Annotated in this window: 2 protein-coding genes; both read left to right on the top strand. The window is 60.3% G+C overall.

Annotated features, from left to right (window positions below):
* Nucleotides 1-702 precede the first annotated feature (702 nt).
* Complete coding sequence (locus AC1DXW_RS30795) at nt 703-2,160, top strand: NAD-dependent succinate-semialdehyde dehydrogenase (RefSeq protein WP_477756523.1); 1,458 nt, start codon at nt 703-705, stop codon at nt 2,158-2,160.
* A gap of 41 nt (nt 2,161-2,201) precedes the next feature.
* Nucleotides 2,202-3,281 carry a tartrate dehydrogenase gene (locus AC1DXW_RS30790; protein WP_477756522.1) on the top strand — a complete coding sequence of 360 codons (1,080 nt, stop codon included), beginning with the start codon at nt 2,202-2,204 and terminating at the stop codon, nt 3,279-3,281.
* The last annotated feature ends 202 nt before the right edge of the window (nt 3,282-3,483 follow it).

Below are 3,483 nucleotides of genomic sequence, written 5' to 3'. Positions count from 1 at the left end.
ACGCAGAATCTGATGAAAGCGCTGGCGGCCTGAAAAGCCTTCTGTTTTGCCCGATGGACGAGCTGAGAAGCGTTACTGGTGGCATTAAAAGCGGGCTGGAGCTACGAAGAGCGCTTTAGGTGTAGTTAGCCAGCCAAACATCGTCGGCGCTAGTGTCGACGATGTTTGAACCAGTTTTTACACACTCTGGGCCATGGATGGCCGATGGCGGCGGGCCCCCGGAGCAATGCCGGAGTGAGGGCATGCCGAGCCTAGGCGAGGCACCGAATGGCGGGGCAGAAGCGCTTTGGTTACTTTCGCGCTTTTCGAAAGTGACTCGCTGTAAAAGCGAAACCTCCAGCGGCCGTTACCGCAGAAACGGATATGTACTCCCAGCCCCAAGCCCCAAGCACCAAGCCCCGACAGTGAATCGCTGTAGCCCACGGAATGTGTAGATACCTATGCCCTCTCAAAAAAAACGCTAGCCGCTCGTAACTCTTGCGAAATTCCCAGGCGAATGCCGCCGAGCCTTGGCCTGCGAACTGAAATGACATCGTCAAGCACTGCATCGTCTGACCGCGACAGTATCCATCACCCCACCAACAGTAGAGCCTGCCGTCGAATGCCGATTTTCAGCATTCGACGCTGCCGGGGCGGCGCTTTCAGCATCCTCGTCTGTGGCGACACAATAGACTGGAGGCTGTCTCGGAACAGGACTCGACCATGCTCAACAATCGCCTGAAAGACCCCAGCCTGCTGGTAGAACTCGCTTACATCGACGGTCAGTGGATCAGCGCCGACAACGCCGCCACCCTGGACGTTATCGACCCGGCCAGCGGCCAGTTGCTCGCCCGCGTACCCGCGATGCAAGGCAGCGAAACCCGACGCGCCATCGACGCTGCCGAACGCGCCTGGCCGGCCTGGCGCGCACGCCCGGCGGCAGAACGGGCGGCGCTGCTGGAACGCTGGTATCAGGCGATGATCGACAACCTGGACGATCTCGCGTTGATCATGACCTGCGAGCAAGGCAAGCCGCTGAATGAAGCCAAGGGCGAGGTCCGCTATGGCGCCAGTTTCGTCAAATGGTTCGCCGAAGAAGCCCGTCGGGTTTACGGCGAAACCATCCCGGCACCCAGCGGCGACCGCCGCTTGCTCACGCTTAAACAGCCGGTTGGCGTCTGCGCCGCGATCACCCCGTGGAACTTCCCCAACGCGATGATCACCCGCAAATGCGCACCCGCTTTGGCGGCCGGCTGCCCGGTCATCGTCAAACCCTCGGATCTGACTCCGCTGTCCGCCCTGGCTCTGGCGGTGCTCGCCGAGCGCGTCGGCATTCCGGCCGGGGTGTTCAACGTAGTGACCGGTATGCCTGTCGGCATCGGCGAAGAACTGACCGGCAACCCGACGGTGCGCAAGATCTCCTTCACCGGTTCCACTGCTGTCGGTCGGCTGCTGATGCGCCAGAGCGCCGAACACATCAAGCGCTTGAGCCTGGAACTGGGCGGTAACGCGCCGTTCATTGTGTTCGATGACGCTGATCTGGAACAGGCAGTGGCCGGCATCATGCTCAGCAAGTTCCGCAACGCCGGCCAGACCTGCGTTTGCGCCAACCGGATTCTGGTGCAGGACGGGATCTACGAGCGCTTCGCCCAGCGTCTGGTGGAGGAGGTGGGCAAGCTCAAGGTCGGCAATGGCCTGGACTTTGAGGTGACCATCGGCCCACTGATCAATGCGGCGGCGGTGAGCAAGGTCGCTCGACATATCGACGATGCTTTGAGTCAGGGAGCCCGTCTGCTCTGTGGCGGCATCCCCGAAGGCGACAGCCAGTTCGTCCAGCCGACGGTGCTCGGTGAGGCCCATGCCGGGATGTTGCTGGCCAACGAAGAAACTTTCGGCCCAGTCGCACCGCTGATGCGCTTCACCAGTGAAGAAGAAGCGCTGGCCCTGGCCAATGCCACGCCTTATGGCTTGGGCGCCTATTTCTTCACCCAGGATTTGCGCCGTTCATGGCGCTTCGGTGAGGCGCTGGAGTTTGGCATGATCGGTCTCAACACCGGGCTCATCTCCATGGAAGTCGCCCCATTCGGCGGTATCAAACAATCGGGTCTGGGCCGTGAGGGCAGCAAGTACGGGCTGGATGAATACCTTGAAGTCAAAGCCTTCCACATCGGTGGGCTGTGATCCGGTCAGCGTTTGAACAGGACATTGAGGAGCCACGATTGATGAGCAAACCATTCAGAATCGCCGCGATTGCCGGCGATGGTATCGGCAAGGAAGTCTTGCCTGAAGGGCTGCGGGTACTGGAGCAGGCCGCGAAGAAATGGCAGCTGGACTTGAGCATCGAAGTGCTCGATTGGGCCCACTGCGATTACTACCTGGAACACGGGCAGATGATGCCTGCCGACTGGTTCGAACAACTCAAGGGCTTCGATGCGATTTACTTTGGCGCCGTGGGCTGGCCGGACAAAGTGCCGGATCACATTTCCCTGTGGGGTTCGCTGCTGAAGTTTCGCCGTGACTTTGACCAATACGTGAATATCCGTCCGGTGCGGCTGTTTCCTGGTGTGCCGTGTCCGCTGGCCGGGCGCGAAGCCGGGGACATCGATTTCGTGGTGATCCGCGAGAACACTGAGGGCGAGTATTCGTCGGTCGGCGGCAAGATGTTCGAAGGCACCGAGCATGAGTTCGTGCTGCAGGAGTCGGTGTTCACTCGGCGCGGCGTGGACCGGATTCTCAAGTTCGCCTTCGACCTGGCCCAGACCCGGCCGCGCAAACGTCTGACCGCGGCCACCAAGTCCAACGGCATTTCCATCAGCATGCCGTACTGGGATGAACGCACGGCGTTAATGGCGCAGCAGTACCCGGACGTCACTTGGGACAAGCAACACATCGACATTCTCTGTGCGCGCTTCGTGCTGCAACCAGATCGTTTCGATGTGGTGGTGGCGTCGAATTTGTTCGGCGACATTCTGTCCGACCTGGGACCGGCCTGCGCCGGTACCATCGGCATCGCCCCCTCGGCCAACCTCGATCCGGAGCGGCGCTTTCCTTCGCTGTTCGAACCGGTCCATGGTTCGGCGCCGGATATCTATGGGCAGAACATCGCCAACCCGATTGCAATGATCTGGTCCGGTGCCTTGATGCTGGACTTCCTGGGCAATGGCGATGAGCGCTACCGGGCGGCCCATGACGGTATTCTCAAGGCCATCGAGCAGGTCATCTCCGAGGGACCGATCACCCCTGATCTGGGTGGACAGGGCTCGACCCAGGATGTCGGAATGGCAATCGCTGCGGCGCTTTAACTCCAGATAACAACAGGTGGGYTGGAGAGCTCCACCCCTTCTTGTGTCTCACCCTTTTAGCCCGTCTCACTGCGGGCTTTTTTTTGGTTCTTCACGGAATTCCGGGGAACACATATAACGAAATATCTGTAGGGGCTGCCGAAGGTTCGGGCCGCGTTCGGACGATCTTTTGAAGGTTCGGGCCGCGTTCGGACGATCTTTT

This window comes from Pseudomonas sp. P4_C4 (assembly GCF_056402055.1).
Note: the sequence above shows the minus strand (reverse complement) of the source record. Positions and strands in the feature narration are given on the sequence as shown.

What these genes read in the sequence shown, in the direction of transcription:
- AC1DXW_RS30790 (WP_477756522.1), top strand. Translation starts at nt 2,202, where the DNA reads ATGAGCAAACCATTCAGAATCGCCGCGATTGCCGGCGATGGTATCGGC.
- AC1DXW_RS30795 (WP_477756523.1), top strand. Translation starts at nt 703, where the DNA reads ATGCTCAACAATCGCCTGAAAGACCCCAGCCTGCTGGTAGAACTCGCT.